The sequence below is a fragment of the Saccharomonospora piscinae genome (assembly GCF_005862235.1).
Taxonomy (GTDB): Bacteria; Actinomycetota; Actinomycetes; order Mycobacteriales; family Pseudonocardiaceae; genus Saccharomonospora; species Saccharomonospora piscinae.
This window is the reverse complement of record NZ_VCEK01000002.1, coordinates 328084-349140: the sequence shown is the minus strand read 5'-3', so window position 1 is coordinate 349140 and position 21057 is coordinate 328084. Positions and strand designations below refer to the sequence as shown.

General features: G+C 70.0%; 25 protein-coding genes and 1 pseudogene. 11 read left to right on the top strand and 15 right to left on the bottom strand.

The annotated features are described in order from the left end of the window. Nucleotides 1-87 precede the first annotated feature (87 nt). Nucleotides 88-960, bottom strand: a complete 873-nt coding sequence (locus FFT09_RS07240; RefSeq protein WP_138382220.1) for a lysozyme — start codon at nucleotides 958-960, stop codon at nucleotides 88-90. A 175-nt stretch (nucleotides 961-1135) separates the two neighbouring features. Beyond that, complete coding sequence (locus FFT09_RS07235; RefSeq protein WP_138382219.1) at nucleotides 1136-1747, bottom strand: type VII secretion system-associated protein; 612 nt, start codon at nucleotides 1745-1747, stop codon at nucleotides 1136-1138. A 65-nt stretch (nucleotides 1748-1812) separates the two neighbouring features. On the opposite strand from FFT09_RS07235, the gene FFT09_RS07230 reads away from it, so the two are divergent. Then, entirely contained in the window at nucleotides 1813-2196 is a 384-nt protein-coding gene (locus tag FFT09_RS07230; protein WP_138382218.1) for a sterol carrier family protein, read from the top strand. Between the two features lie 45 nt (nucleotides 2197-2241). On the opposite strand, the gene tnpB is transcribed toward FFT09_RS07230, so the two are convergent. After that, nucleotides 2242-3594, bottom strand: a complete 1353-nt coding sequence (gene tnpB, locus FFT09_RS07225) for an IS607 family element RNA-guided endonuclease TnpB (protein ID WP_208544380.1) — start codon at nucleotides 3592-3594, stop codon at nucleotides 2242-2244. 2 nt (nucleotides 3595-3596) lie between these two features. After that, the gene (locus tag FFT09_RS07220; protein WP_138382217.1) at nucleotides 3597-4163 is read right to left on the bottom strand and encodes an IS607 family transposase; all 567 of its coding nucleotides are present in this window, start codon (nucleotides 4161-4163) and stop codon (nucleotides 3597-3599) included. Between the two features lie 178 nt (nucleotides 4164-4341). On the opposite strand from FFT09_RS07220, the pseudogene FFT09_RS07215 reads away from it, so the two are divergent. The 6 genes and pseudogenes from FFT09_RS07215 to arfB all read left to right on the top strand — a co-directional run bounded on the left by FFT09_RS07215 (nucleotide 4342) and on the right by arfB (nucleotide 9246). Further along, nucleotides 4342-5230 (top strand): annotated as a pseudogene (locus FFT09_RS07215) (helix-turn-helix domain-containing protein). A gap of 181 nt (nucleotides 5231-5411) precedes the next feature. Further along, entirely contained in the window at nucleotides 5412-5651 is a 240-nt protein-coding gene (locus FFT09_RS07210; RefSeq protein WP_081192146.1) for a DUF397 domain-containing protein, read from the top strand. After that, a complete protein-coding gene (locus FFT09_RS07205) occupies nucleotides 5635-6099 on the top strand; it encodes a cupin domain-containing protein (RefSeq protein WP_138382216.1) in 465 nt (154 codons plus the stop codon). The genes FFT09_RS07210 and FFT09_RS07205 overlap by 17 nt, the downstream gene beginning before the upstream one ends. A gap of 84 nt (nucleotides 6100-6183) precedes the next feature. Further along, nucleotides 6184-7713, top strand: a complete 1530-nt coding sequence (gene purF, locus FFT09_RS07200; RefSeq protein ID WP_138382215.1) for an amidophosphoribosyltransferase — start codon at nucleotides 6184-6186, stop codon at nucleotides 7711-7713. Between the two features lie 32 nt (nucleotides 7714-7745). Next, the gene (purM, locus tag FFT09_RS07195) at nucleotides 7746-8816 is read left to right on the top strand and encodes a phosphoribosylformylglycinamidine cyclo-ligase (protein WP_024875638.1); all 1071 of its coding nucleotides are present in this window, start codon (nucleotides 7746-7748) and stop codon (nucleotides 8814-8816) included. Nucleotides 8817-8820: 4 nt separating this feature from the next. Further along, nucleotides 8821-9246 (top strand): alternative ribosome rescue aminoacyl-tRNA hydrolase ArfB, encoded by a 426-nt coding sequence (arfB, locus tag FFT09_RS07190; RefSeq protein ID WP_081192138.1) that lies wholly within the window; start codon nucleotides 8821-8823, stop codon nucleotides 9244-9246. Nucleotides 9247-9264: 18 nt separating this feature from the next. Here the strand turns inward: arfB and FFT09_RS07185 are convergent, their stop codons facing one another. Beyond that, nucleotides 9265-10158: a Gfo/Idh/MocA family protein gene (locus FFT09_RS07185; RefSeq protein ID WP_138382214.1), complete on the bottom strand. Its 894-nt coding sequence runs from the start codon at nucleotides 10156-10158 to the stop codon at nucleotides 9265-9267. A gap of 115 nt (nucleotides 10159-10273) precedes the next feature. Then, nucleotides 10274-10459 carry a DUF3073 domain-containing protein gene (locus FFT09_RS07180; protein ID WP_024875635.1) on the bottom strand — a complete coding sequence of 62 codons (186 nt, stop codon included), beginning with the start codon at nucleotides 10457-10459 and terminating at the stop codon, nucleotides 10274-10276. Nucleotides 10460-10665: 206 nt separating this feature from the next. On the opposite strand from FFT09_RS07180, the gene FFT09_RS07175 reads away from it, so the two are divergent. After that, entirely contained in the window at nucleotides 10666-11571 is a 906-nt protein-coding gene (locus tag FFT09_RS07175) for a DUF8083 family protein (protein WP_081192132.1), read from the top strand. On the opposite strand, the gene FFT09_RS07170 is transcribed toward FFT09_RS07175, so the two are convergent. From FFT09_RS07170 to ygfZ, 3 genes are read right to left on the bottom strand one after another with little or no spacing between them, the layout of a single operon-like run. After that, on the bottom strand, nucleotides 11564-12493 hold the full coding sequence (locus tag FFT09_RS07170; RefSeq protein WP_138382213.1) for an asparaginase: 930 nt from the start codon (nucleotides 12491-12493) through the stop codon (nucleotides 11564-11566). The genes FFT09_RS07175 and FFT09_RS07170 overlap by 8 nt on opposite strands. Before the next feature lie 12 nt (nucleotides 12494-12505). Continuing rightward, the gene (locus tag FFT09_RS07165; protein ID WP_081192128.1) at nucleotides 12506-13087 is read right to left on the bottom strand and encodes an RsiG family protein; all 582 of its coding nucleotides are present in this window, start codon (nucleotides 13085-13087) and stop codon (nucleotides 12506-12508) included. A gap of 51 nt (nucleotides 13088-13138) precedes the next feature. Then, nucleotides 13139-14269, bottom strand: a complete 1131-nt coding sequence (gene ygfZ / locus FFT09_RS07160) for a CAF17-like 4Fe-4S cluster assembly/insertion protein YgfZ (RefSeq protein ID WP_138382212.1) — start codon at nucleotides 14267-14269, stop codon at nucleotides 13139-13141. A gap of 50 nt (nucleotides 14270-14319) precedes the next feature. On the opposite strand from ygfZ, the gene FFT09_RS07155 reads away from it, so the two are divergent. Then, nucleotides 14320-15168 carry an aminodeoxychorismate lyase gene (locus FFT09_RS07155; protein ID WP_138382211.1) on the top strand — a complete coding sequence of 283 codons (849 nt, stop codon included), beginning with the start codon at nucleotides 14320-14322 and terminating at the stop codon, nucleotides 15166-15168. Nucleotides 15169-15200: 32 nt separating this feature from the next. Here the strand turns inward: FFT09_RS07155 and FFT09_RS07150 are convergent, their stop codons facing one another. The 6 genes from FFT09_RS07150 to FFT09_RS07125 all read right to left on the bottom strand — a co-directional run bounded on the left by FFT09_RS07150 (nucleotide 15201) and on the right by FFT09_RS07125 (nucleotide 19166). After that, entirely contained in the window at nucleotides 15201-15812 is a 612-nt protein-coding gene (locus FFT09_RS07150) for a heme-binding beta-barrel domain-containing protein (RefSeq protein ID WP_081192122.1), read from the bottom strand. Nucleotides 15813-16058: 246 nt separating this feature from the next. Beyond that, the gene (locus FFT09_RS07145) at nucleotides 16059-16364 is read right to left on the bottom strand and encodes a DUF1416 domain-containing protein (RefSeq protein ID WP_024875628.1); all 306 of its coding nucleotides are present in this window, start codon (nucleotides 16362-16364) and stop codon (nucleotides 16059-16061) included. Then, nucleotides 16364-17200: a sulfurtransferase gene (locus FFT09_RS07140; protein ID WP_081192120.1), complete on the bottom strand. Its 837-nt coding sequence runs from the start codon at nucleotides 17198-17200 to the stop codon at nucleotides 16364-16366. Before FFT09_RS07140 ends, FFT09_RS07145 begins: the two co-directional genes overlap by 1 nt. A gap of 58 nt (nucleotides 17201-17258) precedes the next feature. Next, a complete protein-coding gene (locus tag FFT09_RS07135) occupies nucleotides 17259-17693 on the bottom strand; it encodes a DUF4395 domain-containing protein (RefSeq protein ID WP_138382210.1) in 435 nt (144 codons plus the stop codon). Between the two features lie 165 nt (nucleotides 17694-17858). Further along, nucleotides 17859-18287: a TlpA family protein disulfide reductase gene (locus tag FFT09_RS07130; protein WP_138382209.1), complete on the bottom strand. Its 429-nt coding sequence runs from the start codon at nucleotides 18285-18287 to the stop codon at nucleotides 17859-17861. 9 nt (nucleotides 18288-18296) lie between these two features. Further along, a complete protein-coding gene (locus FFT09_RS07125; protein ID WP_167305345.1) occupies nucleotides 18297-19166 on the bottom strand; it encodes an LmeA family phospholipid-binding protein in 870 nt (289 codons plus the stop codon). 158 nt (nucleotides 19167-19324) lie between these two features. On the opposite strand from FFT09_RS07125, the gene FFT09_RS07120 reads away from it, so the two are divergent. Both FFT09_RS07120 and mshD read left to right on the top strand, forming a co-directional pair. Then, nucleotides 19325-20062, top strand: a complete 738-nt coding sequence (locus FFT09_RS07120) for a response regulator transcription factor (RefSeq protein WP_081192114.1) — start codon at nucleotides 19325-19327, stop codon at nucleotides 20060-20062. Nucleotides 20063-20102: 40 nt separating this feature from the next. After that, nucleotides 20103-21041, top strand: a complete 939-nt coding sequence (mshD, locus tag FFT09_RS07115) for a mycothiol synthase (protein ID WP_138382207.1) — start codon at nucleotides 20103-20105, stop codon at nucleotides 21039-21041. Nucleotides 21042-21057 lie beyond the last annotated feature (16 nt).

Genomic DNA, 21057 nt, shown 5'->3' with positions numbered 1-21057 from the left:
CGCATTCTGCCTGCTCGGCGGCGCACGACGACGGAGGGCACCCATCCACGCGGGATGAGTGCCCTCCGTCGGCAGGGAAACCGGAAGTCAGCCGGTGGCGAGCACCTGCAGGCGGCTGTAGGAGCCGTTGAAGGTGTTCTGGTCGATCGGAGTGGACGTGTACTGCCAGAAGGTGTGGTAGCCCCAGTTGTAGGGCAGTTCACCGACGGACGAGGCGTAGCGGGCCACCCACAGCGGCGAGGTGCTGGAGAAGTCACCCGCGGTGCCGACGCACTGGTTCCACCAGCTCGTCGACGTGTAGATCACGGGGTGGCGCCCCGTGCGGGAGTAGTAGGTGTCGTGGAAGTCGCGGACCCAGGCGGCCATCTGGGACTGCGACTTGCCGTAGCAGGTGGAGCCGTACGGGTTGTACTCCATGTCGATGACGCCGGGCAGCGTCTTGCCGTCAGCCGACCACCCGCCGCCGTTGTCGACGAAGAAGTTGGCCTGGGCAGCGCCGGAGGAGTTGTTTGGCAGCGCGAAATGGTACGCGCCGCGGATCATCCCCACGTTGTAGGAACCGTTGTACTGCTGCGCGAAGTAGGGATTCTCGTAGGTCGTTCCCTCGGTCGCCTTGACGTACGCGAACCGTTTGCCCTGTCCCCACCAGTAATTCCAGTCGACATTCCCTTGCCAGCTGCTGACGTCGATGCCCGGAACGGTCGCGTAGGCGTCGGCGCCGTCCGAGTTGAGGCCCTGCGGTTGCAGTGCCCGTTGCTTGGTCCGCGCGGTCGAACCGTCGCCCTCGACCTTCCTGATCTGTGAACCCAGTGCGTGGTTGTGCGTGCCGTGCCCCGGGCGCTCCGTGTCGGGAGCCACCTCGGCCGCCGCGGGAGCCAGCGCGCCGAGCAGGAGCGCGCTGAGGGACCCGGCGACGGCGGCAGCGGCTGCTGCCCGCCACCTTCTCCGTCCGATACCCATCGGGAGTCGTCCTTTCATCCGCTGTGCCCTCGCTACGAACCGTTCACCCAAAGTGGCGGTTCGGGCGTTGATTGTGGGCACAGCACGCCGAGGTTGTCACTAGTTGGCGTGAAACTTTTAGTCCGAGTGGGTAATTTTCAAGCCAATTTTCCGACGAACGGAGGGTGCGGTTCGGCTATCGAGACGTGCGGAGCGCGCGCTCGAGTTCCTCGGCGGTCACCACGGCGGAGATGACCTCCTGGGCGTTCAACGCGAGAGAACTGCCTCCGAGTAGGTCCACGACGTCCCTGCCTCGCACCGCGCGAGCGCAGGGCCAGTCGCGCGGCGCGAGCGAGCGCGCGGTGTAGGCGGGCACCACCACGTCGCCGTCGAGGTCGAACGTCCCGACCAGGGTGCGCTGCGACGGCGTGTAGGCGAAGACGAACAGCTCCGCGTCGAGCACCGCCCGCGCGAGGTCCTCCTCCGGCCGGTGCCGGGCGTGGACGAGTTGCAGCAGGTACTCCAGATCAGTGCTCGGCGCGGGAAAGCCGAGCGCCTGCGGCGACGGCAGGTACCGGTCGTTGAAGTGGAAGTCGTCGATGATCTCGCCCCCGGCGTTGACCGGGTAGGCGCCGATGACCGCCCACGACGGCACGTTGCCGTGTGGATCGAACGCCTCGTCGATGACGTACAGCCAGCTGTTCGGATTGGCGCGGGCGTTGGCCCGCATCTCCGGCGTGATCTCGGGTTTGCGGACCGCGGCCGGCTGTTCCGGCACGAGGCGGTGTGAGTCGTCGCGCTCGGCCATGTGCTGCCCCCACGTCGCGTCCCGTGCCTGCTGGCGCCTGCTGACGTGCAGCCTACTGTGGGAACATGCCCTCTTCACGCGCGGTGGATCCCGGCGAGTTGCGTGCCGCCTGCGAGGCGGTGCGGCCCTGGCTCGCGGGTGAGGCGCCGGAGCCCGCGCGCGCCGACCTGGCCCGCGCGGTGCGGCTGAGCCTGCGCACGCTCGCGACGGTCGCGCCGGGGCGCAGCGTCGAGGTGCGGGTGCCCCCGCACGCCGCGGTGCAGTGTGTGGCAGGGCCCCGGCACACGCGGGGCACGCCGCCCAACGTCGTGGAGACCGATCCGGCCACCTGGCTGGCACTCGCCCTCGGGTATCGCGAATGGACGGACGCGGTCACGTCGGGCAGAGTCAGCGCCTCCGGCACCCGGGCCGACCTCGGGCCGTTACTGCCGATCGTGCGGTTGTTGTAGTAGTCGCATCCTGTGCGAAACCGTTCGGAAGACGTGTAAGAACGTTCACCGAACCAGCGCGTTGCCGCGCTGGCGTTGACCCGCGTGGGCCTTCCCGTGGCGATACCCATTGCCACCACGGGTGGGCTTACGCGGGTTTCCAGCGGGCTCGTTTAGCCTCACGACGCAACTCGCCGAAGAGGTGTCGCGCTCAACAAGAGCAGCGAGGTTACGTGCGGCGTTGAGGTCTCGATCGAGAACCGTGCCGCAGTGTTCGCACTGGTAGACACGCTCGGACAGGCGCAGTTTGGCTTTCACCGCGCCGCAGTCGGAGCATGTTTTCGAGCTGGGGTACCACCTGGACGCGACGTGGGTGTGTACGCCGGACCAGGCTGCCTTGTACTCGATCTGACGTCGGAACTCGCCCATGCCGACCCCGGCAACGTGCCGTGCCAAGCGCCGGTTGGACATCATGCCCTCGACGTTGAGGTCTTCCAGCACGATCGAACCGTGTTCGCGCACGAGTCGGCTGGAGAGCTTGTGCAGACCGTCTCGGCGGGCGTTCGCGATGAACGCGTGCAGCCGGTTGATTCGGGCTTGAGTCTTGCGCCACCGGTTCGACGGCTTCTGCTTCGTTCGCTTGTCCGGTCCGACCCGACGGGACGCTTGGCGCTGCAACCGGCGGAGCTCGTGTTGCGCGACTTCGAGGTGGCGCGGGTTCGGCACAACCTCGCCCGTGGAGAGCACGGCGAGAGACTTGATACCCAGGTCAACACCCACGGCGCTGTCCGGGTCGGCGGGTGGCGGGTCGTTGCGCTGAATCTTCACCGAGAACGACACGAACCACCGGCCGGAACGGAAACTCACCGTTGCGGACCGGATCGTCGCGGTCCCGCGCTCCACGTGCCGGGCGAGTGTGCGGGTGGACTCGTGGGTGCGCACCGTGCCGATGCGCGGCAGTTTCACATGACGACGGTCCGTCTCGGCGAGGCCGAACGAGCCGGTGGTGAACCGGCACGACCAGGTGTGACGCTTGCCCTTGAACCGGGGAAACTCGACCTTCGGTCCCTTGCGTTTGCCCTTGGTCGAGCCGCTCCAGTTCTTCAGCGCGGTCGCGAGGTTCGCCAGGCCAGAGGCATACGCCTCCTTGGAGTTATCGCCCCACCACGGCGCGACGCGACCCTTGGCTTCGTTCCAGTCTTTGCGCAGCGAGTACGCCGACCACGAGATCGACGGTGTTAGCTCCTCGGCCGGGATGTCGTAGGACGCTTCGGCCTTACGCTGGTCCATGACCGCCTTCACACGTGCGAGTCCCCAGTTGTAGGCGAATCGCTGGGCGCCGCAGTGCGACCGCAGTTGGTCTTCCTGCTGCGAATCCGGCTCGAGCGCAAACCGGTACGCCTGGATCACCTCGGTCACGATCACGGCTCCGCAGCGCACGCGGCAACGCCGTTCTGGGCGCGTTTCTTCGCCGACCGGCGCCCGTAGAGGCGTGCGCACATGCTGGTCAGCACCTCCGTGATGTCGCGAACCAAGTCGTCAGCAACCTCATCGTTGTTGAGCACGATGATGGTGCGCCCGGTCGCGGACAGTGCGGCTTCCAGGTGCTCGACGCCGAATCGGGCCAGCCGGTCGCGGTGCTCAACCACGATGCAGGAGACCTCGGGGTCGGCGAGGAGTTTCGCGAGCTTGGCGCGATTTCCGTTCATCCCGGACCCGACTTCGGTGATGGTCGCGTTCAGGGTGATGCCGCGCTTGCTGCACTCTTCGGCGACACGACCGGCCTGCCGGTGCAGGTCGTCTTTCTGGTCGGCGCTGGACACGCGGCAGTACGCGACGGTGCGGCCGGTCGATTCCTTCGGTTGTTCGACCAGGATTGTGCCGGTCGGAAGCTGACGAGCGGGTACGGGCAGCGTGTCCGCGTGAAACCAGTTCAGCGCGGTTCGATACGAGACACCCTGCTCACGCGCCCACTCCTTCAGCTTCATGCGTACAGTTTAGCACACGTTAACACGTATTTACCCATAACCACGAACAATAGAGAACCCTCTTCTTGACGCGGGGGACTCACGGAGTAGTTTCGATGATCAGGTGTTTTCCTCGGGTACCATGCACCAGCCGCGACCGGCGTTCGACGGACGACGAGGAAGGAACGGACAGGCTCACATGGCTGCGCGAGACGGTTCCGGGGGCGGCTCCGCCGACCACAGCACCCCCACCGCTCGTCGAATGATCGTCGGTGGCCAGCTCCGGCGCCTTCGCGAGGACGCCGGCATCAGCCGTAGCGACGCCGGATACCAGATCCGCGCGTCGGATTCGAAGATCAGCAGGCTGGAGCTGGGGCGCGTCGGCTTCAAGGAGCGCGACGTCGCGGACCTCCTCACGATGTACGGCCTCAGCGAGACCGACGAGCGGCGCGCGGTGCTGCTGCACATGGTCAAGGAGGCCAACCAGCCCGGCTGGTGGCAGAAGTACAACGACTTCATGCCCCGGTGGTTCGAACCGTTCCTGGGGCTGGAGGAAGCGGCCTCCCGGATCCAGACGTACGAACTCCAGTTCGTGCCCGGGCTGCTGCAGACGGAGGACTACGCCCGCGCGGTGATCACGCACGGGTTGCCCGACGCGGCCAGTTCGGATGCCGAGGGCAGGGTCGCGCTGCGCATGCGGCGGCAGCGGATGCTGCACCGGCCACAGCCACCGAGGCTCTGGGCGGTGCTCGACGAGTCCGTGATCCACCGCCCCATCGGGGGGTCGCGCGGTCTACCGGGCTCAGTTGGCGAGCCTGCTCGACCACACGGCGATGCCCCACGTGACGGTGCAGGTGGTGCCGTACGACCGCAGCGGGTACGCGGCCGAGGGTGCCTTCACACTGCTGCGGTTCGTCGAGGCGGAACTGCCGAGCATCGGCTATGTCGACCACATCGCCGGTGGATTCTCCCTGGAGAAGCCGGAGGAGATCGAGTTGGTCGGGCGGGCGCTCGACCGGCTCGCGGTGGACGCTGAGACGCCGGAGCGGTCCCGTCAGATGATCGCGAAGTTGCTCGCGGAGAGCTGAGCGTCACCACGGGACCCGGCTCGGGTTGCGCATAGTGCCCTGGATCACTCTGTGATTAATCTTGCTTGCGCGTGTGGATGCACGTGCATCCACATCTGCAGAAGGCGGTGATACAGTCCGTGCACAATTGAATGCACGTGCAGATGCATCCTCCAACAGGGAAGTCGGGAAGGTGAGGATCATGGAGAACACGATGCGCAACGGGGTTTCCGCCGACACGCTGGCGGACGTGACCTGGCGCAGGAGTTCCTACAGTGGCGCGATGGGCAACTGCGTCGAGGTCGCACGGCTGACCTCGGGCGAGATCGCCTTCCGCAACTCCCGTGATCCGCACGGACCCGCGCTGGTCTACACGAAGGCCGAGATCGCCGCGTTCCTGGCTGGAGCGAAGGCCGGTGAGTTCGATGACGTCGCGGGCTGACGGCTCGGACATCGCGGAGGCCCGGCGAACCGAAGACTGTGACGACTGGGGCGACCGCGGCGAACCGGACACCGCCGTCGCGGACGCGGCGGCGGTCGACGAGGTGCTCGGCAGGCTCATCGCCGGTGGCTACAAGTTCATCCACCCCCGCGACCCGCAGGGTGAGATCATCACGATCGTCGGCATCAGGGTTCACGGAACCGTGATCGACGTCGTCCGGCTCGACGCCGAGGACGAGGTTACCGCCATGCGCCTGCCCGAGGGCGAGGCCGACGTGCTCTCCCCCGGCACGGTGCTGTGGCGCCGCGACGGTGCCATGCGCGAGGTGGTCGACGCACTGCTCGACCTGCCGGACAGCGCGCACCGGCCCGCGTCCCGCTCGTCGGGGAAGGGCTGCTGGGTGAGCGGCAACCGAGGACAGGCGCGCTGGTTGCGCGCGCCGGCCTGAACATCACATCACCGGAACGGGTCGCCCCTGGGCCGACGGGCCTAGACTGTGGGCGGCCCGTTCTCGGATGTAGGGAGCCGTTCGGTGGATCAGGTCGAGGCGGAGCAGGTCGAGCCGGAGCCTCGGGAGGAATGCGGTGTCTTCGGCGTGTGGGCGCCGGGTGAGGACGTCGCCAAGCTGACGTACTACGGCCTGTACGCCCTGCAACACAGGGGACAGGAGGCCGCGGGCATCTCGGTGTCCGACGGCAGGCAGATCGTCGTGTTCAAGGATCTCGGTCTGGTCAGCCAGGTCTTCGACGAGCAGGTGCTGTCGTCGTTGCAGGGGCATGTGGCCGTCGGCCACTGCCGTTACTCCACCACCGGGGGCGGCTCCTGGGAGAACGCCCAGCCCGTGTTCCGCAGCACCAGGGCCGACACCGGGCTGGCACTGGGGCACAACGGCAACCTCGTCAACACGCACGAGCTGCACGAGCGCGCGCGCGAGGTGGGTGCCGTCGCGGGTGGCGGTGCCACCACCGATTCGGACCTGCTGTGCGGGCTGCTCGCCCACGCCGCCACCGATCGGGGCATCGAGGCCGCGGCGGCGGAACTGCTGCCGAGCGTGCGCGGCGCGTTCTGCCTGGTCTTCGCCGACGAGGACACGCTGTACGCGGCTCGCGATCCGCACGGGGTCCGCCCGCTCGTGCTCGGCAGGTTGGAGCGCGGCTGGGTCGTGTCGAGTGAGACCGCGGGGCTCGACATCGTCGGGGCGTCCTTCGTACGCGAGGTCGAGCCGGGTGAGTTGATCGCCATCGACTCGGACGGGCTGCGGTCGACCCGGTTCGGGAACCCCGAGCCCAAGGGCTGTGTGTTCGAGTACGTCTATCTCGCGCGCCCCGACACCACCATCGCGGGTCGCAGCGTGCATGCCACCCGCGTCGACATCGGCCGCAGGCTCGCGGAGGAGCACCCGGCCGACGCGGACCTGGTGATCCCGGTGCCCGAGTCGGGAACCCCCGCCGCCATCGGCTACGCACAGGGCTCCGGTATCGCGTACGGCTCCGGGCTCGTGAAGAACAACTACGTGGGACGCACGTTCATCCAGCCGTCACAGACCATCCGGCAGCTGGGCATCCGTCTCAAGCTGAACCCGCTGCGCGAGGTCATCCGCGGCAAGCGGCTGGTGGTGGTCGACGACTCCATCGTGCGCGGCAACACGCAGCGCGCGCTCGTGCGGATGCTGCGCGAGTCCGGCGCGCTGGAGGTCCACGTCAGGATCGCGTCGCCGCCCGTGCGCTGGCCCTGCTTCTACGGCATCGACTTCGCGTCCCGCGCGGAACTGGTCGCGAACGGCGCCGACCTGGACGGCATCCGCCGTTCCATCGGCGCGGACTCGCTGGGTTACGTGTCGCTGGACGGCCTCGTCGCCGCCTCGGAGCAGCCGGCCTCCCGGCTGTGCGCGGCGTGCTTCGACGGCAGCTACCCCATCCCGCTGCCCGACGAGGAACTCATCGGCAAGCACGTGCTGGAGAATCTCGGCGCGGGTGACGCGACCGAGTCGCGGCACGAGCCGTCCCGCTTGTCCGGCGCGTCACCGGGGTACGGTGCCGAGGATGCCGTCCGGCGTCCCTAGCCGAGAACGTTCTTGAGGATGGAGCCTCTTTCGTGAGCGAGTCCGCGCGCGCCACGTACGCCGCAGCCGGTGTCGACATCGACGCAGGCGACCGAGCGGTCGAACTGCTCAAGCCGCACGCAGCCAGGGCGGCCCGGCCCGAGGTGGTGGGCGGTGTCGGCGGGTTCGCCGGGCTGTTCGCGTTGAAGGCGGGCCGGTGGACCGAGCCACTGCTCGCGTCCTCCACCGACGGCGTCGGCACCAAGATCGCGGTCGCGCAGGCGATGGACAAGCACGACACCGTGGGTATCGACCTGGTCGCGATGGTGGTGGACGACCTGGTGGTGACCGGGGCCGAGCCGCTGTTCCTCCAGGACTACATCGTGGTGGGCAGGGTGGTGCCGGAGCGGATCGAGGCGATCGTCGCCGGTATCGCCGAAGGCTGTGTGCAGGCGGGCTGCGCCCTGCTCGGCGGTGAGACCGCCGAGCATCCGGGCATGATGGGCGAGCACGACTACGACCTCTCCGCCACCGGGGTCGGTGTCGTCGAGGCGTCGGCGGTGCTCGGCCCGGAGCTGGTGCGCCCCGGCGACGTGGTGATCGGGCTTTCAGCCACGGGCCTGCACTCCAACGGCTACTCGCTCGCGCGGCACGTGCTGCTGGACATCGCGCGGATGCCGCTGGAGGGCCATGTCGAGGAGTTCGGCCGGACCCTCGGTGAGCAACTGCTCGAACCGACCCGCATCTACGCGAAGGACTGCCTCGCCCTCGTGGCGGAGGCCAACGTGCGCACCTTCGCGCACGTCACCGGGGGCGGGCTGCGCGCCAACCTGGAGCGGGTGATGCCGCACGGGCTGGTGGCCCAGCTCGAACGCCACACGTGGACCCCCGATCCGCTGTTCGCGATGATCGCCCAGCGCGGTCGCGTCGAGCGCGCCGAGATGGAGCGCACCTTCAACATGGGTGTCGGCATGGTGGTCGTCGTGTCGCCCGAGGACGTGGACCGCGCGCTCGCGGTGCTCACGGCGCGGCACGTGCCCGCGTGGGTACTCGGCGAGGTCCGGCCGTCGGAGGACCCCGAGGGCCCGCGCGTCACCCTGACCGGCGACCACCCGCGCTTCTAGTCCCGTGTCCGAGCCGCTGCGTGTGACGTCCCGCCTGGTGATCGCCGAGGCGGAGTTGTCGGAGCGGTTCTCGCGGGCCTCCGGCCCCGGTGGGCAGGGCGTCAACACCACGTCCTCGCGGGTGGAGCTCTCCTTCGACGTGCGGCGCTCGCCCTCGGTGCCCGAGGATCTGCGCGCGCGGCTGCTGGCCCGGCTCGCGGGCCGGCTCACCGGTGGCGTGCTCACCGTGGTGGCCGGTGAGCACCGCGAGCAGCGGGCCAACCGGCGCGCCGCCCGGGAACGGCTGGCCGCCCAGCTCAGGCAGGCCGCCGCGCCGCCGCCGAAGAAGCGCAGGCCGACCCGCCCCACCCGGGGTTCGCAGGAACGCCGCCTCGCGAGCAAGAAGCACCGGGCACAGGTGAAGCGCCACCGCCGTTCGCGCGACGACTGAGTGCGGTGAAGGTGGCCTTCACCGCACCCCCGCGGCGGTCTCGCAGGCGGCCAGCACCCGTTGCAGGTGGACTCCCCGGCGTACGTCGCAGGGGTGCTCGCGCACGCCACTGTCGATCATCGCGGCGAAGTCGTCGAGCAGCGCGGTGAACGACGCCGACTCGCCGTCGGGTTCGCGGCCGAGGGTGCGCAACCCGGACTCGCCGTACACGGCGAACTCGATGGCCGTCGGCCGGATCGGCAGCCGGGACGCCAGGGTCACCGCACTGGTGGCACCGCCCGCGTGCTCCACCAGCACCTGCCAGGTACCCGCCGCGTCCCGGCGCGCCGCGACCACCGAGTCGATCTCTCCGAGTGCGGCGTCGAGCAGGTCGAACACGTGCGGCCCGATGTCGCCGAGCGCGCCAAGCTCGTGTCGCCACGCGGCGTTGCCGTACTTCTCCCCCAGCAAGGCCCCCGACAGCCACCGTGCGGTCCCGCCGGTCCAGCCGCCCGCCGCGGCGAGCCCGGCCAGCCAGTCGCGGGTTCGCACGGCGTAGCGCAGGGTCAGCATGAGCAGCGCCACGACGTCCGCCTCGGACACCGCGTGCGCGAGCCGTTCCGCCTGCTCGACGTCGGTCGCGAGCGGCTTCTCCAGGATCAGGTGCCTACCCGCCTGCGCTGCGCGCACGGCCAGCTCGCCCTGCACCGACGGCGGCACGGCGAAGGCCACCGCGTCCACGGTGTCGAGCAGGGCGTCGAACGAGTCGCAGGCCGTGGCGCCGTGTTCGTCCGCCAGCGCGAGCGCGGCCTCGGGTCTGCGCGTCCACACGGCACTGAGCACGGTGGCGGGATGATCGGCGATGCCGGGTGCGTGGACCCGGCGAGCCCAGGAACCCGCGCCCACGAGCCCGACCCTCAGTTGCTCGTCCACGCGGGCAGCTTAGGTGGTGCCGTGACGGCGCGCTCCGGGAGCCGGTCAGGCCGGACACGCGAACGCGAGGGGGAACTCGAGTCGGCCCCGGGTTCCCCCTCGCGTCCGCGTCGGCTCAACGGCGGTAGTCGTCGTACCCGTCGTCGTACGGGTCGTTCTCGTACCGGTCCTCGTCCTCGTGGCTGTCGGACGACGTGCCCGACAGCTCGCGCTGCAGTGCATCGAAGTCCGTGGTGGGAACGCTGTACTTGAGCTCCCGGGCCACTTTTGTCTGCTTGGCCTTAGCTCGGCCGCGCCCCATGGCTCGACCCCCTTGCACAGGGGCGGGGCGGCCGGGGGAAATCGGCGGCCCCGCGTCGTCTCGACTACTTTTCCTAGACACACCGTACCGTGCCGAAGGGTGCGGATGCGACGTGGCACGGTGTGCGAACGCTGACAGTATCCCGCGAGGGCCCGCGACGGACAGCCGGTGCCGGGCGGGCGCGCGGGGCGTGTCACGATTCTCGGGTGCTTCGTCCGTTCGCGGCCTATCTCAGGGTGTACGAACCGCTGTCGTCCTTCGGCGATCCGCCCGACGACGCGCTGGTCGCGGCCGTCGAGCGGTCGGAGATGACGCCGAACGAGGCCATCGAACGCGAGCAGTGGCTATGGCTGAAATCACAGGTGTCGGCCGCCCACTCACTGCCCGCGGAGATGCCCGACGGCAGGGCGGGGCCGAGCCTGCGCACGGACGTGCTCGTGCTCGATCCCGGCGAGGTGCCGTTGAGTGACGAGTCGATCGACCTCGGCAGCGAACCGCTCGTGTGCCCGCTGGAAATCCGGGTGCGCTCGGCCGCCGCGCTGTCCAGCTTCCTCGACGACGCTCATCCCGCGCTGCGTGCCGCCGTCCTCGACGCGGGCGGGTTCACCCCGGAGGCCGTGAAGTCTCGCGCCAACGTGGCGCTGCGGGACCTGTACGGGTCCACCATGCACGTCCTGTCCACCAACTGGATGGTGCCGCTGCCGTGGTTCACGATCGTCGAGCCCGACGAACGGCGCATCGTCCTGGGCACGGGACCGTCCGACCCGATCCGCGAGGTCTCGTGGCGGGCCGCGATGGCGGAGGCGCGCCCCCGGATCGCGGAGGCCGAGGAGCTGGTGCGTGACGCGCTGGGCGACGCGGGCCCGACGCGCGTTCTCGCCGAGACGAACCGCTGGCTGAACAGCTTCCACCCGGACTCGGCGGTGGAACTGGACTACGGAGGGCTCGTGCAGCTCATCGAGGACCCCGTGCTCGCCACCGACACCACCGCCGACGAGGTCCACGCGATCCTGGACGGGCTGCGTCGCGATGCGGTGGAGGACGTTGCGGAGGCGTTCGAGAACCTGCGCGACTACTGGGGCGATCTCGCTTCCCGGGAGCGGTTCAACTAGCGAGTGCCCGCCCGGCCGCCGCGCTGACGCGCAGCTCGCCGACCTCACGGCCGCCGCCTCGCACCAGCCCCACACCCCTGCCGAGACCGTCGATCACCGACCGCGCGGCGGGGTTGGCGGGCACCGCGCCTCCCGCGTGCAGTGCGGCCGCGAGCAGCGGGCCCCGCGCGCGGGAGGCGCCGTCGTCGACCTTGAGGGCCACCGTCGTGCCGTCGGCCAGCGTCATCGCGTGGACCCCCTCCGCGCCCGCCTTCACGAGCAGGCCCGGCACCGCCAGCATCAGCAGCGTGTCCTCGCGGCCCGTTCCGGCGACGAGCCACGGGTGTTCGCGCATCACCGTGCCGACCCTGGTGCGAGCCGCCGCCGAGAACGCCCTGGCCAGGCCCGTCAGCGAGAACGTGAACAGCGGAGCGCCACAGCCGTCCACACCGACCGCGGCGATCTTCTCGCCGGTCAGCTCCACGACGGTGTCGGCGATGGTGCGCTGCAACGGGTGATCGGGATCGGTGTAGGTCCCGGTGGGCCAGCCCCGCTGCACGCACGTCGTCAGCATCCCGGCGTGCTTGCCCGAGCAGTTCATGGCGGCGCGCGTCGGGTCGGGCGGGCAGTGCAGGTGGCCCTCGTCGAGCCCGGCCGCCGCGAGCATCGCCCGCGTGCGCTCGACGTGACCCCGCTCACCGGTGTGCGACGCGGCGGCCAGCGCGAGATCGGCATCGCCGAGCTCCAGCCCCGCGTTCAGCATGCCGAGGGCCTGGAACGGCTTGTTCGCCGACCGGGGAAACACCGGGGTGTCGACGTCCCCGATCGCGGTGCGCACGGTCCCGTCGGGCGCCGTCACCACGATCGAGCCCCGGTGCACGCTCTCCACGAAACCCGAACGGACCACCTCGACCAGCACGGGATTGCTCGTCGCGTCACTCATCAGCTCTTCGTCTCAGTCCTGTCCCGCGCCGGGCTCGGCCTGGCCGCGTTCGCTGTTCAACAACTCGTCGACCGACGCCGCGCCCTGCGCGTAGCGGCGTGCGATCTCCCCGTTGAACGAATCTACGACGGCCTGCACCTCGCGTCGCCGTTTCGAGACGGAACTCTCCTGCTCGCGGTAGCTGTCCAGCGTCTCGGCCAGTGTGGCCTCGGACAGCGACGTCACGTCGGACAGGTCGGCGTTGCCGACGAGTGCCTCGGCGCTGCGGCGGTACTCGCCGGCCCGGGACGGCTCCATGCCCTGGTAACGGCCCGAGCCGGTGGCCGGGCCCAGGGCGTTGTCCGCGAGGATCGCCGTGAGCTGGTCCACCACGCTCGTGTGGTTGCCGGAGGAGCGGCGCTGCTGTTCGGCCCGCACGATGTCGATCCGGGCGTGGAGCAGCCGCCGCAGATACGACAGGTCCGTCTCCTCCTGCGCCGCCTCGTTACGCCGTTCGCGCAGCGTCGACATGGGCAACTGGTCGAGGTGGCGCACGTAGCCGGGCGCCAGCACTCGGTCGATCCGGCGGCGGCCGCCGGGCCGGACTTCGATCACGGGGTCATCCTGCTCTACGACGACGGAATCCACCAGTGGGGCGGGTGTGGTTCAGCCTCGAAGACGCTGGGCCGCCTCCCTGCCGAGCGCGATGTGTTCCCTCGGCAGCGAGTCCGGGTCGATGGCGGCCTGGACGGCCCCGTCGTCGGTACCCGCGACGAGGTCGGCGTCCGGCGCGGTGGACCGCTTGACGAGTGCCAGCGCGATGGGACCCAGTTCGTGGTGCTGCGCCACGCTGCCCACCCGGCCCACGGTGCGCTCGCCCAGCAGCACGGGATCGCCGGTCTCCGGGTAGATCTCCTGGGAGCCGTCCAGGTGCAGTAACACCATCGAGCGAGGTGGCTTGCCCACGTTGTGTACCTTCGCGACGGTCTCCTGCCCCCGGTAGCAGCCCTTCGCCACGTGCGCGGCCGAGCCGATCCAGTTCACCTCGTGCGGGATGGCGCGCTCGTCGGTGTCCACGCCGAGCCTCGGCCGCAGGGATTCCACGCGCAGGGCGTCGTAGGTCCAGCTTCCAGCGGGTCGCGCGCCCGCGTCGGTGATCCGGGTCCACCACTCGCCGAGCTCGGTTCTCGGCACCAGCAGGTCCACGCTGGCAGGGCCGGGCCACGGCATTCGCCGGGCGATCACCCCCGAGAAGTGCCCCGCCGCGTACGGTCCCTGGCCCAGTTCGATGCCGAGCCGGGTCAGCAACGCGGGCACCTCGGGGCCGAGCAGGCTCAACAGGGCCCAGTCGTCCGTCGCCTCGCGAATGTCCACCTTCGACCAGAACTTCATCGCCTCGAAGTACTCGAGCAGCGACTGCTTGTCGGCGCCACGGGGCAGGGCACTGGTGGCGGTGGCTCCGCGGTCGGTGTCGCAGTACACGGTGTCGCCGACGTGCGCCAGCACCAGGTGTGCGTCGATGCGGCCGTGGCTGTCCAGTACCAGCGCCTCGGTGCCCTCGCCCTCCGGCAGGCCCGTGACGTGCTGGGAGATGACCAGGTGCAGCCAGGACAACCGCTCCTCGCCCGCCACCGTGATGATCTCCCGGTGCGACCGGTCGACGACCGCGGCGCCACGGCTGGCCGTGCGCTGTTCGGCGAAGGGGTCGCCCCAGTGCCACGGCACGCCGGCCTCGGGGTGGTCCTCGGGGGGTGCGACGGCGCCGGGACGCCTCAGCAGTGGAGACTCATACGCCATGACCCGATCGTAGGCTGAACCCGCCGAGGACGGGTGAGTACGGTGTAGCCATGCGCGTACTGGCCTTCCTCGACGGCACTCTCGGTGACCCCAGCCAGCCCTACGTCCGGGTGGACAACACCGGTGTGCTCCGGGGCGACGGGATCTTCGAGACGATCCTCGTCGTGGACGGCAAGCCGAGGGAGCTGGGCCCGCACCTCGACCGGCTCGCGAAGTCCGCCGCGATGCTGGACCTGCCCGAACCCGATCTGGAGCTGTGGGAGCAGGCGGCCCAGCAGGTGATCGACAACTGGGAGGGTTCGTCGGAGATCGCGGTGAAACTCGTCGCCACGCGGGGCTCGGAGGGCGACCCCGACGCCGGGCCGTTCGGCTACGCGCTGGGCATGGAGATCGACGAGAAGGTCAAGCGAGCCCGGACCGAAGGCATCGGCGTGGTCACGCTCGACCGCGGGTTCGGGCCCGACGTCGCCGAGCGCGCGCCGTGGTTGCTGCTAGGCGCCAAGACCCTGTCGTACGCGGTGAACCTGGCCGCGCTGCGCGAGGCGGACCGTCGCGGCGCCGACGACGTGATCTTCACGGCCACCGACGGGTCCGTGCTGGAGGGGCCGACCTCCACGGTGCTCGTCGCGAAGGGGCGCACGCTCTACACGCCGCCGCCCACGGTCGGCATCCTGCCGGGCACCACCCAGCGCAGCGTCTTCCGGGCCGCCGAGGCCGCGGGCTGGACCGTGAAGATGGAGCCCGTCCCCGGCGACGAACTCGCGACGGCCGACGGCGTGTTCCTGGCCTCGTCCGTGCGGAAGGTCACGCGCGTCCACACCCTCGACGGCGTGGCGCTGGCGGACTCCACGGCGATCCACACCGAACTGTGTGAGGCCTACGAGGCGCAGTACGCCTGAGGGGGCGCGGGCGGGGCGGGTAAGCCCGACCGTCAGCCGACCACGCGCCGCAGCATCGCCGAGCAGTGCGGCGTCATCGGCTGCCCCATCATGGCCCGCTCCTCGACGTAGCCGAGATCGCCGTTGACGAGGCCGTAGAGGCGCTTGGCCGCGGTGACCTCCTTGGCGCTGACCGACCGCACCACGGCGTCGGTGGCCAGCTCCCAGGCGGTCTGGCCGCGTGGGCTGCCGTAGTAGAGCTCCAGCACGCCCGTGTGGTGGGTGAGCAGGAGTTCGATGGTGTCGTCCGGCCGGGGACGCCACCAGCCCGTCTCCCGCGCGGCGGGGCGCAACACCTCGCCGTCGTCGTCGAGCAGCCACGCCCGCGCCTCGTGGTGGAGGAACGGCCTGCCGTCGTGGGAGATCGTGAGTTGCTGCGCGAACCGGTAGGTGCGATCGAGCGTGGGGTAGCTGACCTCGCCCTCACCGCGCCAGACGCCCACGAGCGGCAGCAGCGCGAGGCAGGCGTCGTCGAGGCTCGGGCCCTCGCGCAGATTGGCCGTGTCGCTGGGAATCGGCAGATCGTCGAACTGCGGAAGGTTTCGGTGCGCTGTGTTCTCGGCCCGCTCGGCGGCAGCCCGGATCGCGTCGTCGCCGCTGGTCATCTCGTGTCGTGACTCGCCGCTCTAGTTGTCGGTGTACAGGCGGTAGAGGACGTAGACGCCGAACCACAGGGACGCGACCACGACCAAGATCATCAACGCTGTAAAGAAAAACTCCACGGCCGAAGGATAACGCTCGGCCGCCACGCCGACCGCCCCCGGTGCGTGAGAGCCGGCCCACACAGGTGTGCCGCGAAGGCCACCTTCACTGCATCAGACGCAGCGAGGGTGGCCTTCGCGGCAACGCCGTCAGCCGACCGCGACCTCGACCCGGTGGACTCCGGGGCCCTGAGCCCGCACTCCGGCCTCACCGTTGCCCGACCGGTGCAGCGCCCGCACCGTCCATGCGCCGGGTGCCGCGTAGAAGCGGAAGTCGCCCTGCGGCGACGCCTGCACCTCGCCGGTGAACTCGCCCGACTCGTCGAGCAGCCGCACGAACGCGCCGCCGAGCGGGCCGTCCGCGCCGGTGACCGTGCCCGCCACCACGACCTGGCCGCCGGTGTCCTCGTCGGCGGCCGTCGCCGTCTGCGCCGGTGCGCCACATCCGTCCGTCATCACTGCGCTCCCGTCTCGACCGGCACGCCCACCAGCGAGCCGTACTCCGTCCACGATCCGTCGTAGTTCTTCACGTCCGACAGCCCGATCAGTTCGTGCAGCGCGAACCAGGTGTGGCTGGAGCGCTCGCCGATCCGGCAGTAGGCGATGGTCGACTTGGAGGTGTCGAGCCCCGCCTCCTGGTACAGCCGCTCCAGCTCCTCGGCCGACTTGAACGTGCCGTCCTCGTTGGCCGCCTTCGACCACGGCACGTTGATCGCGCTGGGGATGTGACCGCCGCGCTGGGCCGTCTCCTGGGGCAGGTGCGCCGGGGCCAGCAGCTTGCCGGAGAACTCGTCGGGCGAGCGCACGTCCACCAGGTTCTTCGTGTTGATCGCGTCGACGACCTCGTCGCGGAACGCGCGCAGGGAGTGGTCCTGCTCGCGCGCCGAGTAGTCCGTGCGCTCCCGCGTCACCTGGTCGGTGGAAAGGGCGCGGCCGTCGAGCTCCCACTTCTTGCGCCCGCCGTCGAGCAGCTTCACCTTGTCGTGGCCGTACAGCTTGAAGTACCAGTACGCGTAGGCCGCGAACCAGTTGTTGTTTCCGCCGTAGAGGACCACCAGGTCGTCGTTGCCGATGCCCTTCTCGGACATCAGTTTCTCGAACCCCGCCCTGTCGACGAAGTCGCGGCGGACCGGGTCCTGCAGCTCGTTCTTCCAGTCGATCTTGACGGCGCCGGGGATGTGGCCGCCGTCGTAGGCGGTGGTGTCCTCGTCGACCTCGGCGAAAACCACACCCTGGGTGTCGAGGTTCTCCTCGGCCCAGTCGGTGGTGACCAGCACGTCGTCACGGCTCATGGCGGCACTCACTTTCTTCGTGTCGGAAACTGGGACGGCCCGGGTTGCCGGCCGCGCGTCACGCGCGTCCGGTTCGTGGTGTGACCCGCCGGAGCAGCGGATACACCTCGCAACCCAGACAGAAGTCGAACGCCGCGTTGAGGAACGCGGCGAACAGGGCGAACGCCGTCGCGGCGAGGCCGAGCACGGGAACACCGAGGGCATAGCCCACGGTGCCGACCAGACCGAACGCGAACCCGACGGCCTGGGCGAAGCGCAGCGGCGCGGCGTCCTCCCGCTCGGTCGTCGCCGGCAGCCTCGGGGCGAGCAGCACCCGGTAGAGCACGGCGTAGGGCGCCACCCGCAGGCCCGCGAAGGCTCCGAGCGCGAACACGGCGGTCTGTGCGGCGAGCAGCGGCCACCAGCCGGTGAGCAGCACGACCGCGAGGACGACGGTGGTGATCACGGCCGCGAACCGCGGGCCACGGGGGTCCACCGGTGCTCCTGCGGGCATGTCACCTCCGAGTGGTCGAACTCCGGAATCACCTCGGGACGCTCGACGGACACAGGCTGCTCCGCACCCGGCACAGGTCGATCGCGCGACGCCGTGTCAGCAGGTGAGTCGGTAGCCGGTCCACACGCCCAGCGTACTCAGTCGATCTCCCAGCGGGAACGAAGTTCATTCTGTGGGACGGGCGTGGGGGGCCAGCGCGTCCCGGAGGGCGGCGGTCTTCGGCACACCGCCGATGCGCAGCAACTCGGCACCGCCGGCGTCGTACACGATCGTGGTGGGGGTACGCAGCACGCGCAGTGCCTCCGCGACCTCGGGCCGCTCGGCGACGTCGATCTCGACGTGCGCGAGACCGTCGGTGGTCTCGGCGACCCTCGCGAGCACGGCCCTGGCCTGCCGGCAGGGCGCGCAGAACGTGGTGGACAGCTGCACGAGCGTGACCGTTCCGGGCACCAGCGCGTCCGCCACGGACTCCGGTGGAGCGGTGCCCTGGGGCTGGTTCATACCGCGGCGAATCCTCCCGTCCCGAGTGGTGAGCACGATTCCAGCGAGCACGCCCAGCACGAGCGTGCCCCCCAGCACCCAGACTCCGGCCATCGCCGCGCCTCAGCCGCCGAAGGCACCCGCGACACCGGCGAAGGTCACGTCACGGGCCTCGCCGTGCAACGTGAGCGAACCCGACTCGACGCGGATCGCGGTGGGGGTGACGGTGAACGGCATCTCGCCCGCGTTGATGTCGGCCTCGAAGTTGGGCAGCAGAGCCTGCTGGACCTCGTCGGGCACCACGGTCGTCTCCTGGTCGTTGCCGAACTGCAGGCGGTGCGGCGTGATGCGGATCGTCGTGCCCTCGAGTTCGATCATGGCGAAAGCGAAGATCTCGATGCGCTCCCCGGCGACGTCGACCTTGCCCGACAGGCGCACGCCCTCGCTGGAGTCGTCGCCGTCGTCGTCGATCTGGGCGGCCCGCTCGTCGTCGACGCCCTCGCCGTGCAGCACGTACGCCTTGGACGACGGTTCGATGCTGAGGTCGTCGATGTTCGTCAGCGGTGCGACCCCGGCGATGTCGCTGGCCTTCAGTGTGATCTCGCCGGTGAGTCTGCCGATGGCGATGTCGGAGACGTTGCCCGAGGTCAGATCCGACAGCGGGGCGTCGACGTCGTGCAGGTCCGCCCGTACGGAGAGGTCGCGGAGCTGCTGCACAGCGACGCCGTCGGCGGACAGCGCGATATGGCCGTACTCGCCCGCGAGGGCCTGGGTGGTGAACGGGAACCCGTGAATGGTGACGGCCGGATCCTGGCTGAGGCCGAGTTGCTCCCGCGCCTTCTGTGACACCGTGTGTTCGGCGTAGGTCGCCGCCGCGAAGTCGGCGCCCACCAGCAGTCCGACGAGCACGACCAGCACGATCACGATGCGCTTGCCGCGGCGCCGGCTCTTCGTCCCGCCCGCCTGCGCCGTTCCGGTTACCGCGGTGTTCACAATCACATCCGTTCTGTTAAAGCCATGTTGCGCCGAGCCCGAAATGGTGTGACGCCGGTTCCAGAACTGCTGCGGCAGCGGGAGCCGGGGCTATTCTCGATTGAACCGGAACGCCGTTTCGGTGGTCGAAGAGACACGTCTCGGACGAGGTGGTGGCGATGAGCCTGGAGTTGTTGGTACTGACAACGGAACCGCACGCCACCTCCGTCCTGCCCGCGCTCGACCTGCTCCCGCATACGGTACGGGTGCGCGCGCCGGAGGTCACCGCCCTCCTCGACGCCGGACATCGGGACGTCATCGTCCTCGACGCGCGCAGCGACCTGGCGTCGGCCAAGAGCCTGTGCCGCCTGCTCAAGGGCGCCGGCGAGGCCGAGGCGTCCGTCCCGGTGATCGCGGTGGTCGGCGAGGGCGGGCTGGTGGCGCTCAGTTCCGAATGGCGCACCGACGACATTGTGCTCCCCTCGGCGGGTCCGGCGGAGGTTGACGCCCGATTGAGGCTGGCCACCACCCGGGAGGGTGCCTCGGCGGCCGCGGACGCGGAGCTGCGCGTCGGCGACCTGGTGATCGACGAGGCCACTTACACAGCCCGGCTGCGCAAGCGCACGCTGGAGTTGACCTACAAGGAGTTCGAGCTGCTCAAGTACCTCGCTCAGCACGCGGGGCGGGTCTTCACCCGGGCGCAGCTGCTCCAGGAGGTGTGGGGTTACGACTTCTTCGGCGGTACGCGCACCGTGGACGTCCACGTGCGGCGCCTGCGGGCGAAGCTGGGGCCCGAGCACGAGCAGATGATCGGCACCGTGCGCAACGTGGGCTACAAGTTCGAGCGTCCCGGGAAGGCGAAGGCCGTCACACCGGGGGTACCGGCCAGCGAGTCCGCGGCGATCTCACGCCGCTGATCGGTCCGGCCGGGCCCCCCATCCCGGCTAGGGTTGGCTCATGCGTGACTTCGTGTGGGTCGATGAACTGGACGGTGGCCGCGCCGACGAGGTGAGGAACCTGTTGCTCGCGGCCCGCGACACGGACGGCCGTCCCGAGGTGGCCGAAGACGCGGGGGACACGGCGGGCTCGGCGGAATCCGCGTTGCCGGGCGAGTTCTCCGGCCCGCGTCACCTGCTCTGCTCCGACGGTCCGACGGGCGCGCTCGTCGCGTACGCGCATCTCGACATCCACGGCGACGCCTTCGGGCGTCAGGTCGCGGAGCTGGTGGTGCATCCGGCGAATCGGCGCCAGGGCCACGGGGCGGCGGTGCTCGGGGAGGTGCTGCGGCAGGCGCGACCGGACGTCCGCGTCTGGGCCCACGGCGACCACCCCGGCGCGGCTCGCCTGGCCGAGCGGTTCGGCCTCACGCGGGCGCGGGAACTGCTGGTCATGGGAGTGTCCACGGCAGGGCGGGACTGGGGGGAGTCGCGCCTGCCCGAGGGGGTCCGGCTGCGCACCTTCGTGCCGGGAGCCGACGAGCAGGCGATGATCGACGTCAATGCGCGGGCCTTCGACTGGCACCCCGAGCAGGGTGCGTTCGACGTGGGCGCCCTGGAGGCCGCCGAGCGCGAGCGCTGGTTCGACCCCGAGGGGTTCTTCCTCGCCGAGAACGCCGACGGCACGGTGATCGGCTTTCACTGGACCAAGGTGCATCCACCGAACCCGCACCGGTTCGACGGGCTGCCGGTGGGTGAGGTCTACGTCGTCGGCGTGGACCCCGACGCGCAGGGTGGAGGGCTCGGCAGGGCGCTGACCCTCGCCGGCCTGCGCTACCTCCGCGACCGGGGCCTTCGCCAGGTCGTGCTCTACGTCGAGGGCGACAACGCCCCCGCCGTCGCCGTCTACCGCAAGCTGGGCTTCGAGGTCGTCGAGACCGACGTGCAGTACGCGGCGTAGGTGGGGTGCCGCGAAG

What these genes read in the sequence shown, in the direction of transcription:
- FFT09_RS07240 (WP_138382220.1), bottom strand. Translation starts at nt 960, where the DNA reads ATGGGTATCGGACGGAGAAGGTGGCGGGCAGCAGCCGCTGCCGCCGTC.
- FFT09_RS07235 (WP_138382219.1), bottom strand. Translation starts at nt 1,747, where the DNA reads ATGGCCGAGCGCGACGACTCACACCGCCTCGTGCCGGAACAGCCGGCC.
- FFT09_RS07230 (WP_138382218.1), top strand. Translation starts at nt 1,813, where the DNA reads ATGCCCTCTTCACGCGCGGTGGATCCCGGCGAGTTGCGTGCCGCCTGC.
- FFT09_RS07220 (WP_138382217.1), bottom strand. Translation starts at nt 4,163, where the DNA reads ATGAAGCTGAAGGAGTGGGCGCGTGAGCAGGGTGTCTCGTATCGAACC.
- FFT09_RS07210 (WP_081192146.1), top strand. Translation starts at nt 5,412, where the DNA reads ATGGAGAACACGATGCGCAACGGGGTTTCCGCCGACACGCTGGCGGAC.
- FFT09_RS07205 (WP_138382216.1), top strand. Translation starts at nt 5,635, where the DNA reads ATGACGTCGCGGGCTGACGGCTCGGACATCGCGGAGGCCCGGCGAACC.
- FFT09_RS07180 (WP_024875635.1), bottom strand. Translation starts at nt 10,459, where the DNA reads ATGGGGCGCGGCCGAGCTAAGGCCAAGCAGACAAAAGTGGCCCGGGAG.
- FFT09_RS07170 (WP_138382213.1), bottom strand. Translation starts at nt 12,493, where the DNA reads ATGAGTGACGCGACGAGCAATCCCGTGCTGGTCGAGGTGGTCCGTTCG.
- ygfZ (WP_138382212.1), bottom strand. Translation starts at nt 14,269, where the DNA reads ATGGCGTATGAGTCTCCACTGCTGAGGCGTCCCGGCGCCGTCGCACCC.
- FFT09_RS07155 (WP_138382211.1), top strand. Translation starts at nt 14,320, where the DNA reads ATGCGCGTACTGGCCTTCCTCGACGGCACTCTCGGTGACCCCAGCCAG.
- FFT09_RS07150 (WP_081192122.1), bottom strand. Translation starts at nt 15,812, where the DNA reads ATGACCAGCGGCGACGACGCGATCCGGGCTGCCGCCGAGCGGGCCGAG.
- FFT09_RS07145 (WP_024875628.1), bottom strand. Translation starts at nt 16,364, where the DNA reads ATGACGGACGGATGTGGCGCACCGGCGCAGACGGCGACGGCCGCCGAC.
- FFT09_RS07140 (WP_081192120.1), bottom strand. Translation starts at nt 17,200, where the DNA reads ATGAGCCGTGACGACGTGCTGGTCACCACCGACTGGGCCGAGGAGAAC.
- FFT09_RS07135 (WP_138382210.1), bottom strand. Translation starts at nt 17,693, where the DNA reads ATGCCCGCAGGAGCACCGGTGGACCCCCGTGGCCCGCGGTTCGCGGCC.
- FFT09_RS07130 (WP_138382209.1), bottom strand. Translation starts at nt 18,287, where the DNA reads ATGGCCGGAGTCTGGGTGCTGGGGGGCACGCTCGTGCTGGGCGTGCTC.
- FFT09_RS07120 (WP_081192114.1), top strand. Translation starts at nt 19,325, where the DNA reads ATGAGCCTGGAGTTGTTGGTACTGACAACGGAACCGCACGCCACCTCC.
- mshD (WP_138382207.1), top strand. Translation starts at nt 20,103, where the DNA reads ATGCGTGACTTCGTGTGGGTCGATGAACTGGACGGTGGCCGCGCCGAC.